Raw genomic sequence first — 23,672 nt, 5'->3', positions numbered from 1 at the left:
GCGAGCGAAGCCGACTCCCCGCCCGGGCCTGTCGCCGTTCTCGACTCGCGACGGCGACATGTAGAGTTAAATGAACGCCGTGTCTACCCGTGGCCATGAGCAAAGAGATACTCGTCCCGATCGACGGCTCCGAGCAGTCGAGAACCGCGCTCAACTTCGCGCTCGAAGAGTTCGCCGACGACACGATCACCGTGCTCAACGTCATCGACCCCATCGACGCCGGCTACAACGCCCCGGTGGGGATGCCCGGCGGCTCCGAGGAGTGGTACGAGAACGCCCGCGAGCAGAGCGAATCGCTGTTCGAGGGAGCACAGGAGACCGCCGACGAGTACGACGTCACCCTGAACCCCGTCACCGAGATGGGCCGCCCCGCCAGCGTCATCGTGGAGTACGCCGACGAGGAAGGAATCGACCAGATCGTCATGGGGAGCCACGGCCGATCGGGGGTCTCGCGAATCCTGCTCGGTAGCGTCGCCGAGACGGTGGTCCGGCGCGCGACGAAGCCGGTGACGGTCGTGCGGTAGGCTACGCCTCGCTGTCGCCGTCCGACGGGCTCCGCGAGTCGCGCCGCCCCCGGCGAGACGCGCTCAGCGTCCGTGCCAACCCCTCTCACCACTACGCTCTCCCGGTGTTTTTGATCGAGCGTCTGCAAGGGCCGCGCGTGCAGGCGCCGCCCGCACCCGAAGACCGCCGGGCTTCCGAACCGGTGCTCGCAAAGACAGCAACAGGTCGCCTCAGAAGATATTCGCCTGCCGATAGACGCTGATGCCGTCGTTCGTGATGGAGTAGGGTTTGATCTCCCGGGAGTGGTTCGCGTCCCGAATCTTCTGAATCTCGACCGCGAGCCGCGTCTCCCGGAAGTCGTCGCTCGATCGGATGTACCGCAGGATGAAGACCGCGTCCACCAGATACTCGATGATGCCGTGCCGGGAGGCGTAGGAGTTCTCCTCGCTGGCCTCGCTGGTGAGCATCGTGGTCACGCCCGCCTGCTTGAGGCTCCGCGTGAAGTCGTACACCTCGTTGCGGCGGGTCGCCTGCTCGTCGTACATCATCTCCAGCAGCGACACCGAGTCGAGGACGAGCCGCGACGCGCCGAAGTCCTCGATGAGCCGCGGGAGGTCGTTTCGGATCGACGTGAGGCTGTTCGCCATCTCGATGGGGTCGAGGTCGATGACCGCGAGCCGTCCCTCCGACTCGTAGTCGTCGAACGACCACCCCTTCTCGGTGGCGGTGTTGATGATCCGACCGCGGCTCTCTTCGAGGGTGATGAACACCGCGTTCTCGCCGGCTTCGAGCGCCTCGTTGAGGAACTGGAGCCCGAACGTGGTCTTGCCGGTCCCGGCCGACCCGATGGTGGTCAACAGCGACCGCTCGGGCACCCCGCCCTGAATCATGCTGTCGAGGCCCTCGATTCCGACGTCCACTCGCGGGATCGACGACTCGAACTCCTCGTCGAACTCGGTTTCCTCGAACGGCTCGTCGGTCTCGCCGAACCCGCCGCCACCGCCCATCCCGAAGCCGGCGTCGTCGCCACCGAACCCCTCGGGGGCGGCGTCGCCGAGGCCGGCGTCGCCGAACTCCGTGTCGCCGCCGGCGCCACCGCCGCCCGGTGCGTTCTCGAAGGCGGTGCTGAAGTCCTCGTCGAACAGCCCCTCGTCGTCGCTGGCCTCGTAGGGGTCGGCGTCCGCGAACCCGTCGGCTTCGCCGTCGGGGCCGTCCCCGGCGTCCCGATCGTCGCCGACGACGTCACCGCCCTCGGCGTCTGGGCCGAACCCGGAGTCCGTGTCGGCATCATCCCCGAATCCGGGGTCAGTCTCGGACGTATCCCCGAATCCGTCGGCGCCGCCGGCGTCGCCAAACCCGGTGTCCGTCCCGGAATCGGTGCCGAATCCGGCGTCCGTGTCGGCGTCGCCGCCGAACTCCGACTCGCCGCGGTCTGCCTCGCGCTCGATTCCGCCCGGGTCGGCGCCTGCATTCTCCCGGTCTCCGATCTCGGAGGGCGCCTCGGCGTCGGCCGAGCGCTCGCCGTCTTCGGACTCGGAGTCGTCGGTCTCCTCGTCGGACGCCTCGTCGAGCGCGCGCTCGAACCAGTCGTCGTCGCTCACGCCGTCCACCTCCGTGACCGTCGAGCGCGCGGGAACATGTGTGACACGTCGGACCGACCGCATTTGAATGTTTCTCGGTGTCGGCGGACTTTTGCCGACCGGGCGAGAAGTGCCATCGATGAAAGTCGGTATCGTCGCCCAGAAGGGCAACTCCCGCGCCGCCTTTCTGGCCGCACGAATACGTGAAACGCTGCCCGACGACGTGACCGTCTGGCTCGACGCCGCGACGGCCGCGACGGTCGACGGCGACGGTCGGCCGGTCGACGAGATGGACGCCACAGACCTCGTGGTCTCGATCGGCGGTGACGGGACGTTCCTCTTTGCGGCCCGCGGCGCGGGCTCGACGCCGATTCTGGGGGTCAACCTCGGCGAGGTCGGATTCCTCAACGGCGTCGCACCTCGCGAGGCGGTCCAGACGGTCGAGTCGGTGGTCGCCGTTTACCGCGAATCGGGATCGATCCCGGTCCGGGAGGCGCCCCGGCTGATCGCCGACGGCGACGGCGACTGGACGCTCCCGCCGGCGCTCAACGAGATCGTCGTCCAGGGCGCCCAGCGGGGCCACGGCAACGGGATCGAGTACGAGGTCAGGGTCGACGGTCGGCTGTTCGCCGGCGGTCGGGGCGACGGCGTGCTGGTCTCGACGTCGACCGGTAGCACCGCGTACAACCTCAGCGAGGGCGGCCCGGTGGTCCACCCCGAGGTCGACGCCCTGATCGTGACCGAGATGTGCGCGGCCGAGTCGATGGCGCCGCTGGTGATCCCGAGCGACAGCGAGGTCGAGATTCGGGCGGCCGACGCCGAACACGGCTTCGTCAGCGGCGACAGCACCCGCAAGCGGATCGAGACCCCCGAGTGGGTCCGAGTTGGCGTCGCCGACGAGCCGGCCCGGATCGCCGAACCGGCGAGCGACTTCTTCGAGGCGCTCGGGAAGCTCGACTGACTTTTCCGAAAGGGAAAGCCCTAATCAGCCCCGCTCGCTATCCTCGGGTAATGGACGAGCAACTGCCGGACGTACAGGCGTCCGAGCCGGACGTAGAAGTCGGCCTGAACCGGGTCGGCGTGACGGGCGTGACCAAGCTGGTCGAACTCGCGCGACCCGACAAGCGGCCGATCGTGCTGACCGCGGAGTTCGAAGTGCTGGTCGACCTGCCGAGTTGGCGGAAGGGCGCGGACATGAGTCGCAACATGGAAGTCGTCGACGAGATCCTCGAAGACGCGGTGACCGAACCCACCTATCGCGTCGAGGACGTCTGCGGGGAGGCCGCCGAGCGCCTCCTCGAGAAACACGACTACACCTCCAAGGCCGAGGTCCAGATGGAGGCCGAGTACATGATCAAAGACGAGACCCCGGCGAGCGAGCGCCCGACGCAGGCGACCGTCGACATCCTCGCGGGCGCGACCGCCACCGACGAGGGCACCCGCGAGAAGATCGGCGCGCGGGTCACCGGCATGACCGTCTGTCCCTGCTCGCAGGGGATGATGAGCGAGACCGCCCGCCGGAAACTCGAGGACCTCGGAGTCGGTGACGAGGAGGTGCGGGAGTTCCTGCGGGAGGTCCCCCAAGCGGGCCACTCCCAGCGCGGTCACGCGACGCTCACCGTCGAGAGCGAGGGCGCGCCCGAGGTGAACCTCCTGGAGTTGATCGAGGTGGCCCGCGACTCGATGAGCGCGCGGATCTACAACCTCGCGAAGCGTCCCGACGAGGACCACATGACTTTCGAGGCCCACGCCAACGCGAAGTTTGTCGAGGACTGCGTGCGCGACATGGCCGAGGGCGTGGTGGCCCAGTTCCCCGACCTCCCCGACGACGCGGTCGTCACGATGAAACAGAGCAACGACGAGTCCATCCACCAGCACAACGCCCACGCCGAGCGGATGGCCGAGTTGGGGACGCTCCGCGAGGAAGTCGCCGACGACTGACGGCATTTCGATCCGTCCGCCCTGCGATTCGCCGCGTCGGACTGCTCGCTCCGTCCCGACCCGAGAACGAATTTTGAGAACAGTCGTGCGGCGTTACAGGAGACGGAGGCCGAGGTCGTACGCCCACGCCTGCGTGCCGACCGCCGCGACCACGACAGCACCGCCGGCCAGCGCGACGTTCTTGAGGAACTGGGTCATCTCGTCTTGCCGTTGGTCGTCGGGGACGGCCCAGAAGTCGTGCATCGTCACCGCCGAGAGTAAGAGGAACGCCGCGACGGCGATCGCGCTCGCGACGGGAAACGCGCCGGCGAGAACGCCGAGGCCGCCGGCGACGAGGACGGCCCCCGACCCGAGGACCGAGAGCGTCGGAGCGGGGAGGCCCTTGAACTCGGCGTATCCGGTCATCTGTTCGGTCTGCACGAAGTGGTTGAACCCCATGAACGCGACGACGCCCCCGAACAGGACGCGACCGACGAGGAGCGCGATCCCTTCGACGCCGGTGACCGCCATCAGACCGACACCTCCCGCGATCGGGCGTCTGGTTCGAGGGTCCGTGGGCGCGATTCAGGTTTCGATCGGTTACTGGGTTTCGTCACGGAACGTAGTTCTATTCGGAACCGATATATAATCTCGGCAACACTGGCGCCACCGGCTGACACCGATGTCATCGAGTCGTCGGCGCGCTGAGACGACGCCCGAATCGCGGGTCGCCCACACACTCATTGGGCCGGGCGTCGTACGTACTCGCCATGAGCGTCACCGGCCTCTGTCAGATCTGCGAGCGCAACGAGGCGGCCCACTCGTGTCCGAACTGCGGGACTCTCGCCTGCGAGGACCACTGGAGCGAGCGGTTCGACCTCTGTGTCCAGTGCGCTTCGACCGACGGGGACGACGGGCGCGCGACCACGGTACCCGACGATCTCGACGACGAGGACGTGATGCGCTTTTAAAGCCGGCGGCTGAGTCGTCCCGCCGCCTGCCGGGCCGCGGCGGCGTACGCGTCGGCGTCCCGGTCCCGATCGCGGCTGGGGGCGGCGCCGGGGGCCTCGCCGGCGTAGATGACTTCCCGGCCGGCCTCCACGAGGCCGACGCCCGGCTCGCCCGCGTCGTCGGGAGTCACGTAGTCGGCGACGTCGGGGTCGTTGCTCGTCTCGCCGACCGCGAGAAACGGCAGGTCCGGGGCGCGCTCGCGGAGCCGTTCGAGCGTCTCGCTCGGGCCGCCGACCAGCAGTCCGATCGCGGTCTCGGCGTCGGCCGCCCGTTCGGCGACCCGCGAGGCCACCCGCTCGGCTACCGTCTCCTCGGGGTCGCTCTCGCCGGCGACCGCGAGCGCCTGGAGGTCGCTCGCCCCCGCGTTGGGCGTCCGGCAGACCGCGAACGCCGCCGTCTCGGTGTCTCGAAGTCGCGCGAGCGCCTCGTCGCCGAGCGCGCCCGAGCCGACGCCGACCGCTGGCGCGACCGTCACCGCGTCCACCGAATCGAGCAGACCGACCCGCGACCCGCGGATCGCGGTCCACTTGCCGTCGAGTATGACCGGCACGCCCCGTCCGCGGGCGTAGGCGACGGTCTCGGCCATCGCGACCCGACCGTCGGCGTCGGCGTAGTACGCCGGGTTCAGGGTGTAAGCCGCCGCGCGGTCGCTGGTCGCGTCGACGATGCGGCGGGTGAACGCCCGCCGAGGGTAGTCGTACTCGCGACAGTCGGCGGGGAGCCGCGAACGCTCGGGGTTCAGCCCGACCGCGAGGCCGCCGCCGGTCTCGCGTATCCGGTTCCGAAGCCGGTCGAAACAGGTCACGCCGACAGTTGCCCGCGGGCCCTCATGGCTCTTGCTCTCCGCAGGTATCAAGTCGGACTCCGTCCAAGAGCGTGGCGTGACCGTCACCGCCGTCGTCTTCGACTTCGACTACACGCTGACCGTTCCCGATCGCCCCCGCCAGGAGGTGCTCGACGACGCGACCGAGGCGGTCGGCGCGCCCCGAATCGACCGGGCGACCTACCTAGATGTCCACGCCGACTACCTCGACGTCGAGAGCAGGACGCCGATCTTCGCCGACATCCTCGACGCGGCCGACAGCGACGCCGATCCCGCGGCGCTCGCCGAGGCCTACCGCGAGGCGCTCGGCGACGCGCTCGCGCCGGTCGAGGGGGTCCCGGGCCTGCTCGCGGACCTGCGCGAACGCTATCGGCTCGGACTCCTCACGAACGGGTCGACCCGCGCCCAGCGAAGCAAACTCGAAGCGTTCGAGTGGGTGGACGCGTTCGACGCGACGGTCGTGACCGGCGAACTCGACGCCGGCAAGCCAGACGAGCGCGCGTTCGCGGCGATCCTCGACGAACTCGGGGTCGCCCCCGAGCGAGCGGTCTACGTCGGCGACGACCCCGAGGCCGACGTTCACGGCGCGCAGGCCGCCGGGATGGCGGCGATACAGGTCGTCTTCGACGGGGGCCCCGACCCCGCGCCGGCGGCCGACGCCCACGTCGAACGCGATCGGCTCGCGGCCGAGCTACCCGGTCTCCTCGAGAGCCTGTAGGGCCGCGACCACCGCGTCGGTGGCGCGTTTCACCGCCGCGCCGTCCTCGACGAAGACGACGGTTCGCGGCGGCCGGACCGCCTTCGGTCGCACCCGCAGGCCGGCGTCCGCGGCGGCCTCGGCCGCGGCGTCGACGCCCGCCTGAAACTCCACTCTGGTACGGTCCTCGTGGGCGTAGACCGCCGCGAAGGCGACGGTCTCGTCGCCGGCGTGGCTGACGATGCGGTACGCGAGTTCGCCGTCGGCAGACCCCTCGACGTCTGGGTCGGCGTCGGCGACGTCGAGCGCCGACAGTCCCGAATCCTCGCGGCCGTCGACCTCCGAGGCGAGCAACTGGGCGATACGCTTGCCGTCGGTGGTTCGCTCCTCGACCATACGCACGGTACGAGCGGGGGCGGAATTACCCTTCGGCTTTCAGTTCCTCGCGGGCGTCGGCGGCCGCCTCGCGCACGTCGACGCCGCGCCGGCGGGCGTACACGACCGCCGCGGCCTCGATTGTCACGCCGAGGTCGCCCTGTAGTTCGTTGATCTCGGCGACCGCGGTCTGCTTTTCGGTGCCGGCCGCGACCACCTGATCGAGTAGGCGCTCGAACGTCGACTGCTCCTGAAGCACCGACTCGTCGGGGACGAACCCGTCGGGGATTTCGACCGCCGAGGGGTCGAACCCCGCGACGACGCCGTCGTCCCGGCGGTCGAGCAGTCCCTGTCCGGTCGCCACGTCGACCAGCCGCTCGGCCTGATCGGGCGAGAACCAATCGCGGTCCAGCGACAGCGCGACCACGAGCTCGCTCTCTGGCAGGCGCTCGCGGCCCTTCTGCTTGAACGGGGCCGCGACTGCGCGTCGGAGACTCATCGGTACGAATCGGACGCGTGGTCGGCCTAAAGCTGTCGGTCCGCGGGCCGGCCCGGAGCCGCCGATTGCGCGGAACCGAGATATATAAGTGTGCGCTCGCCGATTTCACGGGTATGAAAGACCAAGGACACTCGACGCGCAAGCGCACCGGCGGCCGACTCCGCCCGGCGCAGAAGAAGAAAAAGCACCAGCTGGGCCGCGAACCGACCGAGACCACGGTCGGCGACCCCAAGTTCCGCACCCTCGACTCCCGGGGCAACACCCAGAAGGTCCGCGCGCTGTCGACGAACGTCGCGAGCGTCGCGATCGACGGCGAGACCGTCGAGGCCGACATCGAAGACGTCGTCGAGAACGCCGCCAACCCCAACTACGTCCGGCGGAACATCGTCACCAAGGGCGCGGTCATCGAGACCAGCGAGGGTCGGGCCCGCGTCACGTCCCGACCCGGCCAGACCGGCAACGTGAACGCCGTCCTCGTCGAGTAACTCGCTTCTACACCCGTTCTTCGACGCCCGACAGCCCCGCGTCCGTGATCTCGAACTGCGCGGTCTCGCCCGCGGGCTTCGCGCGGTGTTTTTCGAGGGTCGCCCGGCGGTTCCCGCCCCGGAACCGGTCGATCCGGACGACCGTGCCGGTCCAGTGTTCGAGCGTGTGGCCCCCGAGCGGCCGGGTGCGGTCGCTGTCGGGGTCGGTGTACACCTGATTCGTCAACACGACCGCGAGGTCGTGTTTGCGCGCCAGCGACAGCAGGTGGGTGACCTGACTCGCGACCTTCCGGAGCGCCTCCCCGCCCTCGGTGTCCTCCGAGCGCTCCATCCGGTAGAAGCCGGTGGCGCTGTCGAGCACCACCAGATCCGCCCGCTCGGCGAACTCGCCGGCGTCCCGGACCGCCTGCTGTTGGTCCTCGAAGTCGTAGGCCTCCTCGATCACGATGCGGGAAGTCAACTCCTCGACGTCGTCGGCCTTCGCCGAGGCGACCTGTTCGAACCGCGCGAGCGACAGCCCCTCGGTGTCGATGTACACCGCGGTCCCGCCGGCGGCGGCGACTTCGACCGCCGCCCCGAGCGCGACGTTCGTCTTGCCCGCGGCTGGCGGGCCGTACACCTGCGTCACGGTCCCGCGCTCGAACCCGCCGTCGAGCAGGTCGTCGAGCGGCCCGCACCCGGTCGGGATGGCCTCGTTGTTCACGCCCGCCGATTGGTCCCACCCGGGCAAAAGCCTCCGGATTCCGAGCGGACGAGTTTTGACCCTCGGGATCGAACACTCGCGAGTGACAGTCGTCGTCGCCACCGAGGACTTCGAGCTGTACCACGGCGTGGTCAACGAGCTTCGCGACCGGGGCGTGACGTTCACCACCGTCGAACCGGGCGCGGACCCCCCCGACAGCGCCGACGTGCTCGTCCGAGCCGACGACGACGAAAGCGTGCCGGCGGAGTCGGACGCCGACGTCCGGACGGTGATCGCCGACCCAGCCGACCCCCGCCGGGCCGTCGAGGAGGCGCTGGCGCTCTTGCGGGGCGAGGGCGGCCGGACGGTCGTCGGGATCGACCCGGGAACTCGACCCGGCGTGGCGGTGCTGTCGGGCGAGATGGTCGTCGCGGCCTTCCACGTCCCGCTGGGCGACGTAGCAGAGGTGGTTCGAGAGGAAGTCACGGACGCGGTCGATCCGGTGGTCCGGATCGGCGACGGCGCCAGATTACAGGGCGGCAAGCTGATCCGAGCGCTCGAAGACGTGCCGGTAGAGCTCGTCGACGAGACCGGGACGACCCCGTACCTCGGCACCGGCGCTCGCGGGATGGGCGACGTGCTCGCGGCGGTGAACATCGCGCGCCTCGACGGCGAGCGCGTCGAGAGCCGCGAAGTCGAACCGACGCCGGGCGAGCTGACGGTCATCCAGAACCGCTCGCGCGAGCGCGCCGACGACAACCGCGAGATCGACGAGGAACTCGCGCGCCGCGTGGCGTCCGGAGAGCTGACCCTCGAAGAGGCGATGCGCGAGCACCGCGAGGACGACGCGACGTGACGGTTCCCCGACCGGGACTGCGCGTTCGGACGCCGACCCGAACGCGGGCGAGCGGACTGAGACTCCCGTGGGAGGTCCGACCGACACCCCGATGCACGTCGCGGTGTGTCGTCACTGGCCAATTTCGCCCCGACCTGCACCTCTATGTCGTGCTACCGAACACTCTTTCCACGGACGAACCAACCGCAGCGGTGGCCGACTCCGTGCGAGTTGGGCGAACGGTGATCCACCTATGACACGAAACGACAGTTCCCACGAAAACGGATTCGCGACGATCGCCGTCGGGGCGGCCGAGACCGCGAGGAGGTCCGAGGAACGCCCGACGAGTGACGTCGTCCCGCCGGTACACCTCTCGAGCACCTTTCGGTGGGCAGACGGCGACGATGCCAACGAACACGACTATTCGCGCGAGAGCAACCCCACCCGGGCGGCCCTCGAAGACCAGCTGGCCCGTCTCGAAGGCGGCGAGCACGGACTCGCGTTCGCCTCGGGGATGGCCGCCATCTCGACGACGGTTCTGTCGCTGGTCCCGCCGGGCGGCCACGTCGTCTCGTCGGACTCCGTCTACGGCGGCACCGAAAAACTGCTCACGGAACACGTCGCCGGCCATCTCGGGGTCGACGTGGAGTTCGTCGACGCCCGCGACCCGGACAACGTCGCCGCGGCGGTCGATTCGGACACCGACCTGATCTGGGCGGAGACACCGACGAACCCGTTGGTGCGTCTGTGTGACGTCCGATCGATGGCAGACATCGCCCGCGACCGCGGCGTCCCGTTCGGGGTCGACAGCACTTTCGCGAGCCCGTACTTTCAGGCGCCGCTCGAACTGGGTGCCGACGTCGTCGTCCACAGCACCACCAAGTACCTCAACGGCCACTCGGACTCGATCGGTGGTGCCGTCGTCACCGACGACGACGCAGTCTTCGAGAAACTGGCGTTTGCCCAACGGATCGGGCTCGGAAACGTCCTCTCGCCGTTCGATTGTTACCTCGTCGCGCGCGGCATCAAGACCCTGCCGGCGCGGATGGAACACCACCAGGAAAACGCGATGGCGGTCGCGCGCCTCCTCGAGGACCACGACCGGGTCGCCCGCGTCCGCTACCCCGGTCTAGAGAGCCATCCCCAACACGATCTGGCGTCCGAACAGATGTCGGGGTACGGCGGGATGCTCTCCTTCGAGTTCGATGGCACGCTCGTCGAACTCGAGGCGTTCGTCGAGGGCCTCGAAATATTCACGCCCGGGGCCAGCCTCGGCGGCGTCGAGAGCCTCGTCGAGGTCCCGTCGCTGATGCTCCCCGACGAGATCAGCCACGGGTCGGCCACCGCCGAGATCCCCGAGACGCTGGTCAGGGTTTCGACCGGCATCGAAGACGCCGACGACCTCCGCGAGGACCTCCGGACCGCGCTCCCGTAGACCCGCGCCCCGTGTCGCACTCGCCGATCCCGGCCGGACGGGGACGGATCAGTCAAGCGGTTCGATGGCGTCGCCGGGGCGGATCGTCCCGTCTTCGAGAACGTCGGCTCGGAGCCCGCCCCGGTGAGCGAGCGCCTGCAACACGCCGTCTTGGGTGATCCGCTGGAGGTGAGCGCACGGTTCGCACAACCGATCCCCTCGACAGACGGCGTCACCGACTCGGAATCGGCGACCGACGAGATGATTGAGAGCGACTTCTCGGGTCTCGACGTTCCGTCGGTGTTCCCCGGGCGCGAGTTCGATACCCGCCTCGCGTTCGATCGCCGTAACGGCCTCTCGCTCGATCAGCGTGAGGTCGTACCCGTCGTGGCGGTCCTCGTCGGCGTCCCACTCGACGAAAGTCCCCGTCTCGATCTCGCGAAAGTAGCGGTCGCCCCGGAGTCCGCTCCCGGCGATCGCCTCGACGTCGGTCCGTTCTTCCATCTCCGCCTCGGCCTCGGGCGCGGTGAAAATCCGTTCGACGGTGCCGCTTCCGGTCATGCGTACTACGCTGTCTGATGAGCGTATAAACCTCCGGGTGTCGGCGACCCCGCCGCGTCTACGGCAGACTCACACGGGGGCCGAGGGTTCGGTCGACTGTCAAGAGAATCACGCTCCGTCGGTCTCGTCGTTTCGGCGACGGAACCGCGCGACGGCGGCGTCGTCCCCCTACCGCCGGTTCGCGGCGCTCTCGGCCCGACGCATCACCTCGCGCACCGGCGCGTCTGCCTCTCGCGCGACCGCGGCGCAGTCGTCGTACTCGGCGCTCACGTCGTACACCGCGCCGTCGTCGTCGCTGGCGATCTTCACGTCGACCGCGTACCGTTCGCCGTCGATCTCGACCGCGACCGACTCGATCTCCCGGCGGGCGATCCACCGGTGGGTCGCCCCGGCCTGTCGGACGCCGAGCGTGCCGGTCTCCTCGGCGAGCCGCCGCGCGACCCGTTCGGCGTCCGCCGGCTTGCAGACGACCTTCACGAGGTGGCCGGGCCGGGACTTCTTCATCGTCAGCGGGACGATCGAGACGTCCCGTGCGCCGGCCTCGGCGAGCGACTCCTGGAGGCCGCCGAGAATCTCGGGCGGGGCGTCGTCGAGGTTCGTTTCGAGCACCGCCACGTCGTCGCGGACGAGTCGGCCGCCGCGCTCGGCGTCGCTCTCGCCCACCAGCGCCCGGAGCACGTTCGGATGCTCGGGGAAGTCGTACCCGCCCGCGCCGTAGCCCGACGAGTCGATCCGGAGCGACGGGAGTTCGCCGACGCCCTCCGCGAAGTGCGCGAGAACGGCCGCGCCCGTCGGCGTGAGCAGTTCGGCCTCGACCGGGCCGCCCCGGAGCGACCAGTCGGCGCGCTCGGCGATCTCGACCACGGCGGGCGTCGGCACCGGGTAGGCGCCGTGGCTCATCTCGACGGTGCCGCCGCCGGTCGACAGCGGCGTCGCGACCACTCGATCCGGATCGAGGTCCTCGAGGAGTAGCGCCGCGCCGACCACGTCCGCGATGGCGTCGTCGGCCCCGACTTCGTGGAAGTGCGTCGAGTCGAGGTCGGTGCCGTGGACGCTCGCCTCCGCCTCCCCGAGGCGCTCGAAGACCGCGAGCGCGTCGGCCTCGACGCCGTCCGAGAGATCCATCGACTCGACGATCTCGACGACCTCCGGGTAGGTCCGGAGCGGGCCGGCCCCCTCCGCGTGGTCGTGGTCGTGGTCGTGGTCGTGGTCGTGGTCGTGGTCGTGGTCGTGGTCGTGGTCGTGGTCGTGGTCGTGGTCGTGGTCGTGGTCGCGATGGTCGTCCTCGTCTACGTGTCCGTTTCCGGCGCGTTCGCGGCCCTCGCCGCCGTCTAGCAGGACGGCGACGCCCGTCGCCGAGATCCCGTTCTTCTCGGTCGGGGTCACCTCGTACCGGACGTCCAGCGCTTCCTCGACGGGCGCGAGCGCATCGCGGTCCGCGCCGGCCGCGAGCAGGGCGGCGAGTATCATGTCGCCGCTGGCGCCCATTCCGCCGTCGAATGCGAGCGTCTTCATGCCGAGACGTGGGGCGCTCGCGGCGAAAAAGACCGGGGTTGTCGGGCGCCGCCCGAGAGACGGCCCCACACCAAACGGCTTTGTAGCGCGAAATCGTATCTTACCGCATAGTATGAACTCGACCGCTTCGGCCCGTCGTCCCCGCGCGACGGCCGATATTCCCGACAGCAAAGGACTTATCCCTCACGGGCGCGGATCCAGAAACAATCTTCGCGTCTCCCAATCATGAATGAAGTCCAACTAGAAGTGGCGAAGGCGTACCCGAACGACTCGGGCCGCGGCATCGCCCGCCTCGACCCGGACACGCTGCTTCACCTGAAGCTGAGCCCGGGCGACATCATCGAGATCGAAGGCGGCGACACCACCGCGGCGAAGGTGTGGCGCGCCGACCGGCAGGACTGGAACACCGACACGGTCCGGATCGACGGGTTCACCCGCCAGAACGCCGACGTGGGAATCGGCGAGCGCGTCGAGATCCGGAAGGCCGACGCCGAGAAGGCCGACAAGCTCGTGTTGGCCCCGCCCGAGGAGGCCAGCGTCCAGTTCGGCTCCGATGCGGCCGGGATGGTCAAGCGCCAGATCCTCAAGCGCCCGGTGGTCGAACGCGACATCGTCCCCGTGATGTCATCGACCAACCACCCGTTCATGCGGTCGCCCGGACAGGCGATCCCGCTCATCGCGGTCGAGACCGAGCCAGACGGAGTCTGTCTCATCACCGAGGACACCGAGGTCGAACTCCGCGAGGAGCCGATCAGCGGCTTCGAGAAGACCGGGGGTGGCATCACCTACGAGGACATCGGCGGGCTCGAAAACGAGATTCAGCGCGTCCGGGAGATGGTCGAGCTCCCGATGAAACACCCCCAGATCTTCAAGAAGCTCGGGATCGAGCCGCCCCAAGGGGTCCTGCTCCACGGCCCGCCGGGTACGGGCAAGACCCTGCTGGCGAAGGCGGTCGCCAACGAGACGTCCGCGAGCTTCTTCTCGATCGCGGGCCCCGAGATCATCTCGAAATACTACGGCGAGTCCGAACAGCAACTCAGAGAGATCTTCGAGGACGCCACCGAGGAGTCGCCGTCGATCATCTTCATCGACGAGCTCGACTCCATCGCGCCCAAGCGCGAGGACGTGACCGGCGAGGTCGAACGCCGCGTGGTCGCCCAACTGCTGACGATGATGGACGGGCTCGAATCCCGCGGGCAGGTCATCGTCATCGCGGCGACCAACCGCGTCGACTCGGTCGACCCCGCACTGCGGCGCCCGGGCCGGTTCGACCGCGAGATCGAGATCGGCGTGCCCGACGAGACGGGCCGCGAGGAGATCCTCCAGATCCACACCCGGGGGATGCCCCTCTCCGACGACGTGGCGCTCGACTCGCTCGCCAACGACACCCACGGGTTCGTGGGCGCGGACATCGAGAGTCTGACCAAGGAGGCGGCGATGAAGGCGCTTCGGCGCTACCTCCCCGAGATCGACCTCGACGAGGAGGACATCCCGCCGAGTCTCATCGACCGGATGATCGTCAAGCGCCAGGACTTCAACGGCGCGCTCAACGAGGTCGAGCCCTCGGCGATGCGGGAGGTGCTCGTCGAGCTTCCGAAAGTGTCGTGGGACGACGTCGGCGGGCTCGAAGACGCCAAACAGCAGGTCAAAGAGAGCGTCGAGTGGCCCCTCTCCTCGCCCCAGAAGTTCAGGCGGATGGGCATCTCCCCGCCCAGCGGCGTGTTGCTCTACGGGCCGCCCGGGACTGGCAAGACCCTGATGGCGAAGGCGGTCGCCAACGAGACCAACGCCAACTTCATCTCGGTCCGGGGGCCCCAGCTCCTCTCGAAGTGGGTCGGCGAGTCCGAGAAGGCGATCCGCCAGACGTTCCGGAAGGCCCGGCAGGTCTCCCCGACCGTCATCTTCTTCGACGAGCTCGACAGCCTCGCGCCCTCCCGGAGCCAGGAGATGGGCTCGAACGTCTCCGAGCGCGTGGTCAATCAGCTGTTGACCGAGCTCGACGGCCTCGAAGAGAAAGGCGACGTGATGGTCATCGGCGCGACCAACCGCCCGGACATGATCGACCCCGCGCTGATCCGGTCGGGGCGGTTCGATCGGCTCGTGATGATCGGCCAGCCCGACGAGGAGGGCCGCGAGCAGATCCTGAAGATCCACACGGACGACACACCGCTGTCGCCCGACGTGAGCCTGCGCGAGCTCGCCGAGATCACCGACGGCTACGTGGGGAGCGACCTCGAATCGATCGCCCGGGAGGCGGCGATCGAGGCGCTCCGCGAGGACGACGACGCCACCGAGGTCGGGATGAGTCACTTCCGGCAGGCGATGGACAACGTCCGGCCGACCATCACCGAGGACCTGCTCGACTACTACGACCAGATGGAAGAAGAGTTCAAGGGCGGCTCGTCCGGCCCCAGCGAGGGTCGTCGGGGCGGACGCATCGGCTTCCAGTAAATAACTCTTCGGGTCGTTCGCTCGGCCGGCGACCGCGTTTCCGATTTTAAGGTGTCTCCCCGTGTAGGTCGACGTACATGACCAGAACAACCGATCGACGCCGATTTCTGGCGGCCGGCGCGAGCGCCGCGCTGGTCGGCCTGTCGGGCTGTACCGGCGCGACGCCGTTCGTCGGCAAGCGCCTCGAAGAGACCCACGAGTTCGACGTGGGCGACGGCAACTCGCTCGCGATCGACGCCGACAACGGCGACGTGACCGTCCGATCGGGGTCGCCGCGGCTCGAAACCGTCAAGAAGTCCGGCTCGGTGTTCGCCGACCTCTCGGACGCGAGCGTCGACGTCGGCAGGGACGGCGACACCGTCCGCGTCGAAGCCCGAACCGACGACGACGGTTCGTGGTTCCAGGGCACGCCCGCCGTCGACGTGACCGCCGACATCCCCGACGGCGTGACCGTCGACGCCGTCCGGACGCGCAACGGCGACGCCGACGTCCGTGGCGTGACCGGCGACGCAACCGTCGAGTCCCGGAACGGCGACGCCGTCGCGCGAAACGTCGACGGCGAGGTCACCGTCCAGACTGACAACGGCGATGCCGAGGCACGGGGTATCTCGGGATACGTCACCGCCCAGACCGAGAACGGCGACGCCGTCGCTCGGAACGTCGGCGGCCTCGACGGCGCTTCCTCGGAAAACGGCGACGTCGACGTCGAGATCCCTTCGGTCCGGGGCGACACGAGCGTCGAAACCGATAACGGCGACGTCGAGGCGGCGGTCTCGCCCGACGTCGACGCCCGACTGGTGCTCCGGACCGACCGCGGCGACGTATCGATCGACGGACCGTTCGACGTCGCGACGCGGACCGACGAGTACGCCGAGGCGGGCCCCGAAGACGCCGACGCCGAGTTACGACTGCGCTCGGACAACGGCGACGTGTCGGTGACCGCGCTGGACTGAGCCGATCGCGACCGACGCTTTCGAGCGCTGTTTTTCGGATCGAGTACCGTCACCGCCGACGTGTGTGATGTCGCGTCAGCCGGCGGCACACCGGACCGAGTTGGCCGGCAGAAAGGAGAGTCGACCGCGTCAGCGGGATGGAGAGTCGACCGCGTCAGCGGGATGGGGGGTCGAACGCACCAGCGGGATCGGGACGCTCACTTCGTCGTCGAAGGGCCCAACAGCGCCTCGGCGGCGAGCCCCGAGGCGCGCGCGAGCCCGTTGAGGAGGTGGAGCGAGACGAGCGCGACGAACGCGCCGACGAGTGCGACGCCCACCGCCTCGGGGAGAGCGTCGACGGCGAGCGCGCCCGACTCGAACGGCCCGACCGAGAGGGTCCCGAACCGGGCGCCGACGTGGTAGGACGACGAGTAGGTCAGCGGGGCGGCGAGCAGCGACGCCGAAACAGACAGCGCGGCGGTGAGGGCGACGAACGCGGCGACGCCGAACGCGAACTTCCCGGCGAGATACACCACGCCGAGCCACGTCCGGGGCTCGGTCGCGAGCCGGTTGGCGACCGCGAGGGCGCCGTCGGAGGTGTCGAGCGCCGCGCTGGCGGCCTCGACCCCGAGCAGTCGGTTCGCGAGCTCGGCCTCGACGTTCGCGAGCAGTCGGGCGGCGGCCAGCGTCGCCAGCAGGATCGGGACGCCGACCACCGTGATCGCGAGCCCCGTCCCCAGCGAGAACCCCGTCGCGAGCACGAGGAAGTACCCGAGCCCGAGCGGGAACGCCAGGACGAGGTACAGCAGGTTCCGATACGTCTGGGGCCGTGCGGGGACGCCGACGAACGCGACCGCGGCGTCCCTGAGCGAAGTCGTCATCGTGTCACCTCGATTGTGACTATGCGAGCCGAATCCATAAACCGGGGTCGGCGGTCGCCCGCCGAGCGACTCGGCGAAAGAGTTTAGTGTGGTTATCGAAGCGAGTAGAGGATCGCGATCAGCCCCACGTTGTAGGCCGTGACGACCGACAAAAGCGTCAGGCCGTCGGACCACGCCAGCGCGGGCGCGAACAGTTCGGTGAGAACGAACGGAATCGCCGTGAAACACGCCACGCCGACCGCGAGCAGGCCCATCGCCTCGCTGGCGTGGCGCCGGTACCCCCGGGCGGCCTGATACGTGACTACCAGCCCGATGGCCGCGGTCAGCGCCGACGCGAGGGTGACGTAATCAGGGGTCATAGATTGCGTACAGGATGGCCGCGAGGCCGAGCAGTTCGAGCCCGGCCGTGGCGAGCGACCGGGTGGCGGGCGAGACGACCACGAGGTTCGACAGCACGAGCCGGAGGACCATCGGCGCGGTCACCAGCAGGCCGAGGCCGGCCCCGAGATACAGCATGAGTCGGGTGCCGTTCCGGCGGTAGCCCCGGATCAGCTTCGCGACCACGAGCGCCGACAGGCCCGTCGCGAGCAAGAGACCCGCGAGCGCGAGCACGACGACCGTCTCCGAGCCGCCGACCGCGGTCTGGAGTACGACCCCGATCATCCTTTGAACCCCTCGTAGAGCCGGGTGAACCGGTCGGCCGGGTCCTCCGCCCGGTCGACGTCGAGTTCGAACCCTTCGGCGGTGAGTTCGACCGTGACCCGCTGGAGGTTCGTGCCGTACACCTTGTAGTGGTGGCCGTCGGGATCGAGGCGCTGTTCGGCGTCGAGGAGCCGCTGGTCTTCGAGTCGCTCGATCCGCCGGTAGATGGTCGACGGCGACGCGTCGCAGGCCTCAGCCAGCGCCTCGGCCGACAGCGCCTCGTCGTAAGTCTCGATCAGGATGGCCCGGGCGTACTCATCGTCGAGCAGGTCGAACACCGCGGTGGCGGCGTCGCTCACGGTGGCGACCTCCCGTCGCCGCGCGGGCCCAGACCGGTGTCCTCGGGCGGCCATTCCATCTCCGTCCGTCGAGTCGTTCGAACGGCCGACAGTTAAAGCTCACCGGGACTCGCTGGCTCGGCGACCCAGCGCAATACTTATTGTAATCGGGCGTGACTGTTCGGCCAGTTGGGATGGCATCGAACCGCCGCTCGGCGAGTGTCACCGACAGCCTCCGGTCGGTCTTTGGCGTCCCGCTCCGGCTTCAGACCTACCGGAACCTGCTGTATCTCGTCCTGGCGTTCCCGCTCGGGCTCGTCTACTTCGTGTTCCTCTCGATCGGGCTGTCGCTGGGAGTCGGACTGGCGATCACGGTGATCGGCATCCCGATACTGCTCGCGGTCCTCGCCGTCTCGACCGGTCTGGCGGCCGTCGAGCGCGAACTGGCGACGCTGTTGCTCGGGGTCCACATCGAGACCGCCAGTGGGCCGACGCCGGAGTCGCTGATCGAGCGCGCAAAGCGACTCGTGATCGACGTCGGGACGTGGAAGGCGCTCGTCTACCTCGGCTCGAAGTTCGTCATCGGCGTGGTCTCGTTCGTCGTTGTCACCACCCTGCTGGTCACCGCGACGAGTCTGCTCGCGGTCCCGTTCGTCTACCAGCAACCGGGCGTGTACGTCGGCGTCGTGACCGACGCGCCGATCGAGTTCCACCCGTCGCTGTACGTGGCGTGGCGACAGATCCTCGTCGGCGTCGAGACGGTCGTCAGCGTGGGGTCGTGGCAGGTCACGACCCTCTCGGAGGCGCTCGCGGTCGCCGGCGGCGGCGTCCTGCTCGGCGTGGCGTCGCTCCACCTGCTCAACGGGCTCGCGCGCCTCTCGGGGTGGTACACCAAGGTCATGCTCGGGTCGAGCACGGGCGAGTGGGCGGTGTCCGACGCGTGAAGTAGCGTCGCCGGAGTTCCCGGTGTCGTCGAAATTTGTCTCTCGCGGCGTTCACGCAGTCGTGTCTCTCTGGGAGTTCGAGCAGTGGTACCGCGAGCGAGGCCGGAGTCCGAGCGAGCGGACCGAGGAATCCTCGAAGGCGACCGTAGGCCGCCTGAGGGGGTGACGACGCGTTTTCATGAACGCTTTGCAAGGTGTGTCTCTCGGGGCGTCTTGGCGATCGAAGCGAGCCAAGACTCGGAAGACGCGGTTTGCCTTCCGGCGCACCCGCACGAAAAGGCTCTAGTAGATGAGCTCGTCGTCGTTCTCGACCATGTAGAGGGTGCGGGCCGCGATGTTGACCGCGTGGTCGCCGATGCGTTCGAGGTCCCTGACCGTCAACAGGAGCCGCGAGACGTCTTGGAGGAGCGTCTCGACTTCTTCTTCGGTGTTCTCCTCGAGTTCGGTCTCGATGAGGTCGCGCACGACGAGTTCGCTCGCCCGTTCGCAACGCGCGTCGAGGTCGTCGTCGCGCTCGGCGATCTCGTAACAGCCGTCTGTGTCCTCCTCGTCGTAGGCCATCATCGCGTCCTCGATCATGTCGAGGGTGAGCGATCCGAGCTCCTGAATGTCGACCTCGGGGAACACGTCCTGATCGGCCTGTAACGAGTAGTCGCCGAGGTTGGTGGCGAGGTCGCCGATGCGTTCGAGGTCGGTAATGATCTTGAACGAAGCCGCGATCGTCCGGAGGTCGCTGGCGACCGGCTGCTGGAGCGCGAGCAGGTTGATACACTCCTGTTCGAGTTCGAGGTAGAGCTCGTTGACCTCGTCGTCGCCCTCGATGACCTCCCACGCGAGCTCGTCGTCTTTCTGTTCTAAGGCGTCGAGTCCCATCCGGAGTCGCTCCATGACGACCTCGCTCATGTAGAGGACGTTCTCGCGGAGCTCCGTGAGTTGCTGTTGATAATCCTTTCGTGGCATGGTTCGAGTGTCGCGTGTCTTCGTGTTGTAGTTTTCCCTGCGCTACGTCGACTACCAATGGCGATCGGCCAGTCACGCCGCCAACCCGTTGGGCGAGCGAACCGAGAACCCCCGAGCGTGCCGGCGGCAAACGGGTCTATCCGAACTTCCCGGTGATGTAGTCTTCGACCCGCTGGTGTTCGGGGTTCTCGAAGATCTTCTGGGTGTCGTCGAACTCCACGAGTTCGCCGCCGGTGAGGAACACGGCGGTCTTGTCCGAGATACGGGCGGCCTGTTGCATGTTGTGGGTGACGATCACGACCGTGTAGTCCTCGGCGAGTTCGTCGATCAGATCCTCGATCTGGGAGGTCGCGACCGGGTCGAGCGCGCTCGCGGGCTCGTCCATCAGGATGACTTCCGGGTCGACCGCGATGGCTCGCGCGATGCAGAGGCGCTGTTGCTGACCGCCCGACAGATCCAGCCCCGACTCGTCGAGCTGGTCTTTCACTTCGTCCCAGAGCGCGGCGCCCTTCAGGGCTTGCTCGACCTTCTCGTCGAGGTTCTCGGTCTTGTTCTGGAGTCGGAGCCCGTAGGCGACGTTGTCGTAGATGCTCTTTGGGAACGGGTTGGGCTGTTGGAACACCATCCCGATGCGTCGCCGGAGCGCGACCGGGTCGACGTCGTCGTCGTAGACGTTCTTGTCCTGAAACAGCAAGTCGCCCTCGATCCGGGCGGCGTCGATGAGGTCGTTCATCCGGTTGATACACCTGAGGAACGTCGACTTCCCACAGCCCGAGGGGCCGATCATCGCGGTTACCTGCTTTTCGGGGATCCGGATGCTCACGTCGTCGAGCGCCTGCGTCTCGCCGTAGTAGACGTCGAGGTCGCGCGACTCGATGACCGTCCGACTCGACGCGGTCGCCGTCTCGAGGTCGCCGGCGTCGACCGCTCCGGACCCCGGCGTCGGCGAGACCGCATCGTCGTCGTTCTCAGCCTCTGTCTCGGGGTTTGGAGCCGTCATGTTCTCGTTGCTCATATTTTATGACCTCCGTTGATAGCGGTTCCGGATGAGTATCGCCGCGGCGTTCATCGACAGCAGTACGACCAGCAACGTAACGACGCCGGCCGCGAGGACGCCGTACCGGAACTCCGCGCTCGGCTCGTGAGACCACGCGAAGATCTGGCGCGGCATCGCGCTGAACTTCTCGGCGAACGAGCCCGGCGGGCTGAACACGACCGCCGCGGCGCCGATCATCAACAGCGGCGCGGTCTCGCCGATGGCTCGACCGAACGCGAGGATGGTGCCGGTCAGGATGCCCGGGATCGACTCGGGGAGCACCACGTTCCGGACCGTCTGCCACTTGGTCGCACCCATCCCGTAGGACGCCTGTCGCATCGAGTTCGGCACCGCCCGGATCGCCTCTTGGGAGGAGATGATGACGATCGGCAGAATGAGTAGGCCGACCGTGAGTCCCCCGACGATGACCGATCCCGTGTTCATGTCGGCGTACCGGATGAACAGCGCGAGTCCGAGCAGGCCGTAGACGACCGACGGGACCCCGGCGAGGTTGGCGATGTTCATCTCGATGAGCCCCACTACGCGACCGACCGTACCGGAGTCGGGCGCGTACTCTTCGAGGTACACCGCGGCCGCGACCCCGACCGGGAACGCCGAGACGACGATGACCAGCATCATCATGATCGAGCCGACGAGCGCGGGGTAGATGCCAGCTTCCTGTGGAAACCGCGAGTGAGCGCTGGTGAGGAACTGCCAGTCGAGCCACGCCTCCGGCCCGGCGAACCCGTAGGCTTCGACGAGCGCCGCGCCGAGAAACGTCCCGACGTACGCGACGATCGGTAGCGCGAGGCCGACGAGGTGGTCGCGCTCTCTGACCACGCCCTCGACGTAGACGGCGGTCGGCGCCGCGATAGACAGACTGAGCACGATCAGCAGGTAGTCGTCGATCCCGACCGCCGGCGCCGCGATCACGGCGAGGACGCCGCCGACCACCGTGAGCGCCGCCGCGATCAGACCGTCGCGCCGACTCTCGCGGCGCCGGGCGATCGCGAGGCCGGTCAGAATCGCGACCGGGACCGCAAACGAGTAGAGCAACATCGTCGCGGGGTTGAGCGCGATCGGGGCGTTACGGAACAGTTGGCTCAGGCTGGGCACCACACCGGGAACGCCGACGACCGCGAGAACCAGCGCCCCGACGGTGACGATCGGACGTTCGAACGCCGCCGGCTCGGTCCGGAGCCGCCGGTGGACGTAGACGACGCCGACCGCGACCACCAGCGCGACCGCGGTTCCGAACCACTCGATGGGCCGGAACACGTCGACGAGCAGGAGCGAGATGCCGGCCCCGACCAGCAGACAGAACGCCGGCAACGCGGTCGCGATCGCGCCCACGAGGCCCGATCGTCGGTCCCGCAAGCCGTAGTAGCCAAGAAGCGCGCTCGTCGGCGCGACCAGCGTGAGGAAGAAGGTGAGATGCCACCCGGGATCGGCGGTGAGCGGCCGGATCGCGTCGATCGCGACGTACGCGAGCAACACGAACACCATCACGATGCCGAACAGCATCGCGCCCAGACAGCCCCACTTGAACAGCTGTCCGCGAAGCTGGTTCACTCCCTCACCGTCGCCGTACCACGATCCGTCGCGGGTCGAACGCTCGGTCGCCATTATCGAATCACCTCGGTAGTCGCGTCGATCATTCGTACTCCTCCCGGTAGCGCGACGCCACCCAGTTGCTCGCCACGTTCATCGAGAACGTGATGACGAACAGCGTGAGCCCGATCGCGAACAGCGCGTAGTAGGCGGCGGTTCCGCCCGCGAGGTCGCTGGTCGCGAGCTGGACCATCGCGGAGGTCATCGGCTGGATCGAGCCGAACGGGCTCGGAACCAACTGCGGGCTCATCCCCGCGGCGACCACCACGATCATCGTCTCGCCGATCGCCCGGGACAGCGCGAGGATGAACGACGAGAAGATGCCCGACACCGCGGCGGGGACGACGACGGTCGTCGTCACCTCGAACTTCGTCGCGCCGAGCCCGTAGGCGCCCTGCCGGAGCGAGTCGGGGACCGCGCTCATCGCGTCCTCGCTGAGGCTCGACACCATCGGGATGATCATCACGCCGACCATGATCGACGCGCTGAGGAGGTTGAACGTCCCGACCGGGATCCCGACCGCCTGGAGCGCGGGGGTGACGTACACGAGCGCGAACAGGCCGTAGACGACGGTCGGAATGCCCGCGAGAACTTCCAGTGCGGGCTTGAGCACCGATCGGACCTGATCGCTCGCGTACTCGCTGAGGTACGCCGCCGAGGCGGTCCCGACGGGAATCGCTACCAACGCCGACAGCGCGGTCACTGCCAGCGTGTTCGTCACGAGCGGGAGGACGCCGAACGCCTCGCCGATCTTGGGGCTCCAGTTCGTGCCGGTGAAAAACGCCAACGGCGAAACTCTGGTGAAAAACTCGATGGCGTCGAACAGCAGCGTCGCGACGATCGCGAGCGTCACGAACACCGACAGCGCCGCGCACACGAACAGGAACCACTTGATGGCCGACTCCTTGGCCGACCGGGTGCGGTTCTCGCCCGCGAACGCCGGTCGCGCTGGTTCCTCGCTCATCGATTCGTTGTT

Annotated in this window: 27 protein-coding genes; 11 read left to right on the top strand and 16 right to left on the bottom strand. The window is 68.4% G+C overall.

The window, feature by feature from the left end; all coding sequences use genetic code 11:
- Nucleotides 1-95: 95 nt before the first annotated feature.
- Nucleotides 96-524, top strand: coding sequence for a universal stress protein (locus EPY72_RS10080; protein ID WP_134670120.1), 429 nt, complete (start codon nt 96-98; stop codon nt 522-524).
- Between the two features lie 210 nt (nt 525-734).
- Here EPY72_RS10080 and EPY72_RS10075 read toward each other — a convergent pair whose 3' ends face one another.
- On the bottom strand, nt 735-1,952 hold the full coding sequence (locus EPY72_RS10075) for a KaiC domain-containing protein (RefSeq protein WP_455429243.1): 1,218 nt from the start codon (nt 1,950-1,952) through the stop codon (nt 735-737).
- 271 nt (nt 1,953-2,223) lie between these two features.
- Between EPY72_RS10075 and EPY72_RS10070 the strand changes: the two genes are divergently transcribed.
- Both EPY72_RS10070 and mptA read left to right on the top strand, forming a co-directional pair.
- Nucleotides 2,224-3,045 carry an NAD(+)/NADH kinase gene (locus EPY72_RS10070; RefSeq protein ID WP_134670116.1) on the top strand — a complete coding sequence of 274 codons (822 nt, stop codon included), beginning with the start codon at nt 2,224-2,226 and terminating at the stop codon, nt 3,043-3,045.
- 50 nt (nt 3,046-3,095) lie between these two features.
- Nucleotides 3,096-4,025 (top strand): GTP cyclohydrolase MptA, encoded by a 930-nt coding sequence (mptA, locus tag EPY72_RS10065; RefSeq protein ID WP_134670114.1) that lies wholly within the window; start codon nt 3,096-3,098, stop codon nt 4,023-4,025.
- A 93-nt stretch (nt 4,026-4,118) separates the two neighbouring features.
- On the opposite strand, the gene EPY72_RS10060 is transcribed toward mptA, so the two are convergent.
- Nucleotides 4,119-4,535, bottom strand: a complete 417-nt coding sequence (locus tag EPY72_RS10060; RefSeq protein ID WP_135806325.1) for a DoxX family protein — start codon at nt 4,533-4,535, stop codon at nt 4,119-4,121.
- 239 nt (nt 4,536-4,774) lie between these two features.
- On the opposite strand from EPY72_RS10060, the gene EPY72_RS10055 reads away from it, so the two are divergent.
- A complete protein-coding gene (locus EPY72_RS10055; RefSeq protein WP_135806324.1) occupies nt 4,775-4,975 on the top strand; it encodes a hypothetical protein in 201 nt (66 codons plus the stop codon).
- On the opposite strand, the gene EPY72_RS10050 is transcribed toward EPY72_RS10055, so the two are convergent.
- Nucleotides 4,972-5,820 carry a beta/alpha barrel domain-containing protein gene (locus EPY72_RS10050; protein WP_168216020.1) on the bottom strand — a complete coding sequence of 283 codons (849 nt, stop codon included), beginning with the start codon at nt 5,818-5,820 and terminating at the stop codon, nt 4,972-4,974. The two genes, EPY72_RS10055 and EPY72_RS10050, sit on opposite strands and share 4 nt — an antisense overlap.
- Nucleotides 5,821-5,896: 76 nt before the next feature.
- On the opposite strand from EPY72_RS10050, the gene EPY72_RS10045 reads away from it, so the two are divergent.
- The gene (locus EPY72_RS10045; RefSeq protein ID WP_134670105.1) at nt 5,897-6,556 is read left to right on the top strand and encodes an HAD family hydrolase; all 660 of its coding nucleotides are present in this window, start codon (nt 5,897-5,899) and stop codon (nt 6,554-6,556) included.
- Here EPY72_RS10045 and EPY72_RS10040 read toward each other — a convergent pair.
- Both EPY72_RS10040 and EPY72_RS10035 read right to left on the bottom strand, forming a co-directional pair.
- Complete coding sequence (locus tag EPY72_RS10040; protein WP_135806322.1) at nt 6,530-6,931, bottom strand: DUF7993 family protein; 402 nt, start codon at nt 6,929-6,931, stop codon at nt 6,530-6,532. The genes EPY72_RS10045 and EPY72_RS10040 overlap by 27 nt on opposite strands.
- Nucleotides 6,932-6,956: 25 nt before the next feature.
- Complete coding sequence (locus EPY72_RS10035) at nt 6,957-7,409, bottom strand: DUF2240 family protein (RefSeq protein WP_134670101.1); 453 nt, start codon at nt 7,407-7,409, stop codon at nt 6,957-6,959.
- 113 nt (nt 7,410-7,522) lie between these two features.
- On the opposite strand from EPY72_RS10035, the gene EPY72_RS10030 reads away from it, so the two are divergent.
- Entirely contained in the window at nt 7,523-7,894 is a 372-nt protein-coding gene (locus EPY72_RS10030; protein ID WP_134670099.1) for a 30S ribosomal protein S8e, read from the top strand.
- 7 nt (nt 7,895-7,901) lie between these two features.
- Here the strand turns inward: EPY72_RS10030 and radB are convergent, their stop codons facing one another.
- Entirely contained in the window at nt 7,902-8,597 is a 696-nt protein-coding gene (gene radB / locus EPY72_RS10025) for a DNA repair and recombination protein RadB (RefSeq protein WP_134670097.1), read from the bottom strand.
- A gap of 82 nt (nt 8,598-8,679) precedes the next feature.
- On the opposite strand from radB, the gene EPY72_RS10020 reads away from it, so the two are divergent.
- Together EPY72_RS10020 and EPY72_RS10015 are read left to right on the top strand one after the other, a co-directional pair.
- Nucleotides 8,680-9,432, top strand: a complete 753-nt coding sequence (locus EPY72_RS10020) for a hypothetical protein (protein WP_135806321.1) — start codon at nt 8,680-8,682, stop codon at nt 9,430-9,432.
- Nucleotides 9,433-9,664: 232 nt separating this feature from the next.
- Complete coding sequence (locus EPY72_RS10015) at nt 9,665-10,846, top strand: trans-sulfuration enzyme family protein (protein WP_134670093.1); 1,182 nt, start codon at nt 9,665-9,667, stop codon at nt 10,844-10,846.
- A gap of 48 nt (nt 10,847-10,894) precedes the next feature.
- Here EPY72_RS10015 and EPY72_RS10010 read toward each other — a convergent pair whose 3' ends face one another.
- Complete coding sequence (locus EPY72_RS10010; protein WP_135806320.1) at nt 10,895-11,386, bottom strand: MOSC domain-containing protein; 492 nt, start codon at nt 11,384-11,386, stop codon at nt 10,895-10,897.
- Between the two features lie 168 nt (nt 11,387-11,554).
- The gene (gene larC, locus EPY72_RS10005; protein ID WP_135806319.1) at nt 11,555-12,901 is read right to left on the bottom strand and encodes a nickel pincer cofactor biosynthesis protein LarC; all 1,347 of its coding nucleotides are present in this window, start codon (nt 12,899-12,901) and stop codon (nt 11,555-11,557) included.
- A gap of 225 nt (nt 12,902-13,126) precedes the next feature.
- On the opposite strand from larC, the gene EPY72_RS10000 reads away from it, so the two are divergent.
- Nucleotides 13,127-15,352, top strand: a complete 2,226-nt coding sequence (locus EPY72_RS10000) for a CDC48 family AAA ATPase (RefSeq protein WP_134670087.1) — start codon at nt 13,127-13,129, stop codon at nt 15,350-15,352.
- Between the two features lie 77 nt (nt 15,353-15,429).
- Nucleotides 15,430-16,305 carry a DUF4097 family beta strand repeat-containing protein gene (locus tag EPY72_RS09995; RefSeq protein WP_135806318.1) on the top strand — a complete coding sequence of 292 codons (876 nt, stop codon included), beginning with the start codon at nt 15,430-15,432 and terminating at the stop codon, nt 16,303-16,305.
- Between the two features lie 197 nt (nt 16,306-16,502).
- Here the strand turns inward: EPY72_RS09995 and EPY72_RS09990 are convergent, their stop codons facing one another.
- The 4 genes from EPY72_RS09990 to EPY72_RS09975 all read right to left on the bottom strand — a co-directional run bounded on the left by EPY72_RS09990 (nt 16,503) and on the right by EPY72_RS09975 (nt 18,220).
- The gene (locus tag EPY72_RS09990; protein WP_134670083.1) at nt 16,503-17,165 is read right to left on the bottom strand and encodes a sensor domain-containing protein; all 663 of its coding nucleotides are present in this window, start codon (nt 17,163-17,165) and stop codon (nt 16,503-16,505) included.
- Between the two features lie 92 nt (nt 17,166-17,257).
- On the bottom strand, nt 17,258-17,524 hold the full coding sequence (locus tag EPY72_RS09985; RefSeq protein WP_135806317.1) for a DUF7521 family protein: 267 nt from the start codon (nt 17,522-17,524) through the stop codon (nt 17,258-17,260).
- Complete coding sequence (locus EPY72_RS09980; RefSeq protein ID WP_134670079.1) at nt 17,514-17,828, bottom strand: hypothetical protein; 315 nt, start codon at nt 17,826-17,828, stop codon at nt 17,514-17,516. Before EPY72_RS09980 ends, EPY72_RS09985 begins: the two co-directional genes overlap by 11 nt.
- Nucleotides 17,825-18,220, bottom strand: a complete 396-nt coding sequence (locus EPY72_RS09975; RefSeq protein WP_134670078.1) for a helix-turn-helix domain-containing protein — start codon at nt 18,218-18,220, stop codon at nt 17,825-17,827. The genes EPY72_RS09980 and EPY72_RS09975 overlap by 4 nt, the downstream gene beginning before the upstream one ends.
- 119 nt (nt 18,221-18,339) lie before the next feature.
- On the opposite strand from EPY72_RS09975, the gene EPY72_RS09970 reads away from it, so the two are divergent.
- Entirely contained in the window at nt 18,340-19,089 is a 750-nt protein-coding gene (locus EPY72_RS09970) for a sensor domain-containing protein (RefSeq protein ID WP_134670076.1), read from the top strand.
- Between the two features lie 282 nt (nt 19,090-19,371).
- Here the strand turns inward: EPY72_RS09970 and phoU are convergent, their stop codons facing one another.
- The 4 genes from phoU to pstC all read right to left on the bottom strand — a co-directional run bounded on the left by phoU (nt 19,372) and on the right by pstC (nt 23,660).
- The gene (phoU, locus tag EPY72_RS09965; protein ID WP_134670074.1) at nt 19,372-20,049 is read right to left on the bottom strand and encodes a phosphate signaling complex protein PhoU; all 678 of its coding nucleotides are present in this window, start codon (nt 20,047-20,049) and stop codon (nt 19,372-19,374) included.
- A gap of 136 nt (nt 20,050-20,185) precedes the next feature.
- Nucleotides 20,186-21,064 carry a phosphate ABC transporter ATP-binding protein PstB gene (gene pstB / locus EPY72_RS09960; protein ID WP_135806316.1) on the bottom strand — a complete coding sequence of 293 codons (879 nt, stop codon included), beginning with the start codon at nt 21,062-21,064 and terminating at the stop codon, nt 20,186-20,188.
- Nucleotides 21,065-21,067: 3 nt separating this feature from the next.
- Nucleotides 21,068-22,711, bottom strand: a complete 1,644-nt coding sequence (pstA, locus tag EPY72_RS09955) for a phosphate ABC transporter permease PstA (protein ID WP_134670071.1) — start codon at nt 22,709-22,711, stop codon at nt 21,068-21,070.
- A 28-nt stretch (nt 22,712-22,739) separates the two neighbouring features.
- Nucleotides 22,740-23,660 (bottom strand): phosphate ABC transporter permease subunit PstC, encoded by a 921-nt coding sequence (gene pstC, locus EPY72_RS09950; protein WP_134670069.1) that lies wholly within the window; start codon nt 23,658-23,660, stop codon nt 22,740-22,742.
- Between the last annotated feature and the right edge of the window lie 12 nt (nt 23,661-23,672).

The organism is Halorussus marinus, from assembly GCF_004765795.1.
GTDB classification, from domain to species: domain Archaea; phylum Halobacteriota; class Halobacteria; order Halobacteriales; family Haladaptataceae; genus Halorussus; species Halorussus marinus.
Note: the sequence above shows the minus strand (reverse complement) of the source record. Positions and strands in the feature narration are given on the sequence as shown.

Coding starts and splice junctions, on each gene's coding strand:
- EPY72_RS10055 (WP_135806324.1), top strand. CDS start 4,775: ATGAGCGTCACCGGCCTCTGTCAGATCTGCGAGCGCAACGAGGCGGCC.
- mptA (WP_134670114.1), top strand. CDS start 3,096: ATGGACGAGCAACTGCCGGACGTACAGGCGTCCGAGCCGGACGTAGAA.
- EPY72_RS09980 (WP_134670079.1), bottom strand. CDS start 17,828: ATGATCGGGGTCGTACTCCAGACCGCGGTCGGCGGCTCGGAGACGGTC.
- EPY72_RS10040 (WP_135806322.1), bottom strand. CDS start 6,931: ATGGTCGAGGAGCGAACCACCGACGGCAAGCGTATCGCCCAGTTGCTC.
- EPY72_RS09990 (WP_134670083.1), bottom strand. CDS start 17,165: ATGACGACTTCGCTCAGGGACGCCGCGGTCGCGTTCGTCGGCGTCCCC.
- pstC (WP_134670069.1), bottom strand. CDS start 23,660: ATGAGCGAGGAACCAGCGCGACCGGCGTTCGCGGGCGAGAACCGCACC.
- EPY72_RS09985 (WP_135806317.1), bottom strand. CDS start 17,524: ATGACCCCTGATTACGTCACCCTCGCGTCGGCGCTGACCGCGGCCATC.
- EPY72_RS10030 (WP_134670099.1), top strand. CDS start 7,523: ATGAAAGACCAAGGACACTCGACGCGCAAGCGCACCGGCGGCCGACTC.
- EPY72_RS10035 (WP_134670101.1), bottom strand. CDS start 7,409: ATGAGTCTCCGACGCGCAGTCGCGGCCCCGTTCAAGCAGAAGGGCCGC.
- larC (WP_135806319.1), bottom strand. CDS start 12,901: ATGAAGACGCTCGCATTCGACGGCGGAATGGGCGCCAGCGGCGACATG.
- EPY72_RS10010 (WP_135806320.1), bottom strand. CDS start 11,386: ATGACCGGAAGCGGCACCGTCGAACGGATTTTCACCGCGCCCGAGGCC.
- EPY72_RS09970 (WP_134670076.1), top strand. CDS start 18,340: ATGGCATCGAACCGCCGCTCGGCGAGTGTCACCGACAGCCTCCGGTCG.
- EPY72_RS10015 (WP_134670093.1), top strand. CDS start 9,665: ATGACACGAAACGACAGTTCCCACGAAAACGGATTCGCGACGATCGCC.
- EPY72_RS10000 (WP_134670087.1), top strand. CDS start 13,127: ATGAATGAAGTCCAACTAGAAGTGGCGAAGGCGTACCCGAACGACTCG.
- phoU (WP_134670074.1), bottom strand. CDS start 20,049: ATGCCACGAAAGGATTATCAACAGCAACTCACGGAGCTCCGCGAGAAC.
- EPY72_RS10060 (WP_135806325.1), bottom strand. CDS start 4,535: ATGGCGGTCACCGGCGTCGAAGGGATCGCGCTCCTCGTCGGTCGCGTC.
- EPY72_RS09995 (WP_135806318.1), top strand. CDS start 15,430: ATGACCAGAACAACCGATCGACGCCGATTTCTGGCGGCCGGCGCGAGC.
- EPY72_RS09975 (WP_134670078.1), bottom strand. CDS start 18,220: ATGGCCGCCCGAGGACACCGGTCTGGGCCCGCGCGGCGACGGGAGGTC.
- EPY72_RS10070 (WP_134670116.1), top strand. CDS start 2,224: ATGAAAGTCGGTATCGTCGCCCAGAAGGGCAACTCCCGCGCCGCCTTT.
- pstB (WP_135806316.1), bottom strand. CDS start 21,064: ATGAGCAACGAGAACATGACGGCTCCAAACCCCGAGACAGAGGCTGAG.
- pstA (WP_134670071.1), bottom strand. CDS start 22,711: ATGGCGACCGAGCGTTCGACCCGCGACGGATCGTGGTACGGCGACGGT.
- EPY72_RS10080 (WP_134670120.1), top strand. CDS start 96: ATGAGCAAAGAGATACTCGTCCCGATCGACGGCTCCGAGCAGTCGAGA.